This is a genomic window from Nonomuraea ceibae (assembly GCF_019396325.1).
GTDB lineage: Bacteria > Actinomycetota > Actinomycetes > Streptosporangiales > Streptosporangiaceae > Nonomuraea > Nonomuraea ceibae.
The window spans coordinates 1-2,303 of the sequence record NZ_JAHKRO010000225.1 but is presented as its reverse complement, the minus strand read 5'-3'; the positions used below and the strand labels follow the sequence as shown (position 1 = coordinate 2,303).

Here is a 2,303-nt window from a genome sequence, read left to right as displayed (position 1 = left end):
ACGTGGCCCAGGCAGGCGTGCTCCTGGTGATCACCCACCGTCCCGTGGAAACGCCGCTGTCCGAGCTGTCCCGCCACCCGCGCGTGACCACGCTGCGCCTGGAACGCCTGGACCGGGAGGACGTAGGGCGCCAGCTGGCCGCGATCCTCGGCGACGAGCCGGACGCGGCCGTGGCACGCCGCGTCCACGAACGCAGTGAGGGCAACCCGCTGTTTGTTGAGGCGCTCGCCCGCGCCGGTGAGCGAACCCCGGACAGCCTGCGTGACCTGCTGCTGCACGGACCGCGCTCGCTGCCGGGCCCCGCTCGCGAGCTGACCCGCCTGGCCTCGGCGGCGGGCGGGCGGGTCAGCCACCGGCTGCTGGCGCAGGTGGCTGGGCAGGACGGGCCCGACCTGGACACCCTGCTGCGCGAGCTCGTCGACCGCGGCCTGCTCGTCACCACGGGCGACGGCTACGACTTCCGCCACGCCTTGATCCGGCAGGCCGTGTACGAGGATCTGCTGCCCGGCGAGCGGGCCCGCCTGCACACCCGCTACGCCGACGCCCTGCGCGATGTCGGGGCCCACGCCGAACTGGCCGCGCACGCCTACGCCGCAGGGAACCGCAGGCAGGCCCTGTCCGCCGCCTACCTGGCCGCAGACCAGGCACACGGGTCCTACGCCTACGAAGAGCAGGTGCGCCTGCTCGACCAAGTCCTCGAACTCTGGGACCCCCACGCGGGGCTGGACGTCGACAGGATCGACATCCTCACAAGGGCTGCTGAGGCCTGCATGCTCAGCGGCGACTACGCACGCGGCATCGACTACGCCACCACGGGGCTGAGCGCGATCGACGAACGGCGCGAGCCCGAACGCACCGCCCAGTTGCTGGAGCTGCGGGGCAGACTGCGGCACCGGTTGAACGCGAACGGCGTCGCCGACTGGGAACGAGCCCTCGAACTCCTGCCCGCCGACCCCGGCAGCATCCAGCGGGGGCGGCTGCTCGGGGTGCTGGCCATGGGCCTGCTGCCCGAGGTGGGCAAGGCACGCGAGGCGTTCGAGGAGGCGCTCGCCGTCGGCCTGAGCACCGGCGACCCCACGGTCACCATCCGCGGACTGCTAGGGGTCGGATCCATGACAGGCGACCTCGGCCTGCTGGCGCAGGCCCGCACGCTCGCCGAACGGCTCGACAGCCACGACCTGCTCATGACCATCCCGATGTACGAGGCCACGATGTACACCAGGACCGGCGACCAGGAGCGCGCCATCGAAGCGGCCCGCGACGGCATGCGCCACGCCCGCAGGTACGGGCTGGGCCGCAGCCGGGGCGCCGAGCTCGCGCGCTACGCCGGGCACGCGCTGATCCTGGCCGGGCGGTGGGACGAAGCGGCCGCCATCCTGCGTGAGAGCATCACGGAGAATCCGCCACCGCTGTCGCGGCAGATCCTGCTCGTCCTCGACGGCCACCTGTCCCTGCTGCGCGGGGATGTGGCCGCGGCAGCCGACGCCGCGGCGGCCGTGGAGCACGCCGACAGCGGAAGCCTGTTCCCCCGCCATCAGCTGTTCTGCCTGCTCGCCGTCGCCCAGGGCAACCCGGAACAAGCCGATCGGCTCCTGGAGCGGGCACTGGCCGACCCGGAGTTCACCCGCGTCTACAGCAGCGACGCTCGTCCGGTCCTGGTCGCCGGCGCGCTGGCACAACGGGCCCGACTCGACCACGACACCGGCGATGACGTGCGGGGGCAGGTCGCCGAACGTCATGCCGAACTCACCACGGCCGACGCGACGCTCGGGGTCGACGGGCCATTCGACCGCGCCTGGCAGATCATGCTGCACGCCCTGATCGAGGACACCGGCTGGGACGAGGCGGCCGCGGCCTGGCGGGAGCTGAGGCAGCCGTACGAACTGGCGCTGAGCCTGTACCACGGCGCGCGGGCGGCGCTGGCCGCGGGCGACAAGCCCGGCGCGACCACCCGAGGAAGGCAAGCCGCCCGGCTGGCCGAGGACCTGGGCGCCGCGCCGCTCTCCCGGGAGATCGCCCTGCTTGGACGACCCCGACCGGCTCAGGACGGGCTCACCGAACGCGAGCACCAGGTGCTCAGGTTGATCACCGAGGGCTTGAGCAACCGGCAGATCGCCTCTCAGCTGCACATCTCGCCGAGCACGGCAGGCGTGCACGTCTCTCACATCCTGACGAAACTGGGCGCGGCAACCCGCACCGAGGCGGCGGCCATCGCCTTCCGCGAAGGGTTGACAGGGCCTTTCTCTTCTTAGAGTGACGTCTCCTACACATCGCCAACGCCCGTTCGCGGTGGCCCAAGCGAC

1 protein-coding gene is annotated in these 2,303 nt (G+C 72.4%); it reads left to right on the top strand.

Going from position 1 to position 2,303, the window contains the following annotated elements:
- Window positions 1–2,252 (top strand): helix-turn-helix transcriptional regulator (locus KME80_RS49455; protein ID WP_219519926.1); only part of this gene is annotated, 2,252 nt, incomplete at its 5' end.
- Window positions 2,253–2,303: the final 51 nt, after the last annotated feature.